Here is a 512-nt window from a genome sequence, read left to right on the forward strand (position 1 = left end):
CTGTTTTCGCTTGTACCGCCCGATTCCGCGTACTAGACTCTCCTGACGAGAGAACGGGAGTTCAACATGGCTGTGATTACTGTCCTGGACGGCCACATCACCCTGAAAGCCGATTTTCATCCGGAGCTGGCCACACAGGCGCGGCGTTATCGGGGACGCTTTATGGGAAAAGAGACCGGCTGGTCCTTCAGGCACGAGCACGAGGAGGCGGTGCGGAATGTCTGCCGCACACTCTACGGCGTGGATGGCACGCCGGAAGCGTGGGCCGATCGCTGCAACGTGCAGATCGAAGTCAACGAGCAGAACATCCGCACACCGTTGTGGCGACAGTTCAACGCCGACATTTATGTCGCCGGCCGGCACGTAGCCGGTGTCTTCGGCCCGCGTCACGTTCTCCGGACAGGCAAGGGCGTGAAGTTCCTGCGCGGCGGGCCGTGCTGTGTTCTTCAGCGCGGCGCCTATGAGATGGACGTGCCGTCCGGCACCCTGCTTGAAATCCGTAATTATCCCCG

1 protein-coding gene is annotated in these 512 nt (G+C 61.1%); it reads left to right on the top strand.

Going from position 1 to position 512, the window contains the following annotated elements:
• Positions 1 to 66: 66 nt before the first annotated feature.
• Positions 67 to 512, top strand: a 446-nt coding sequence (locus tag GOB93_RS21080; protein WP_173585291.1) for a hypothetical protein, incomplete at its 3' end; no start/stop codon positions are given.

Origin of the sequence: Acetobacter musti, from assembly GCF_011516835.1 — a bacterium.
Taxonomy (GTDB): Bacteria; Pseudomonadota; Alphaproteobacteria; order Acetobacterales; family Acetobacteraceae; genus Acetobacter; species Acetobacter musti.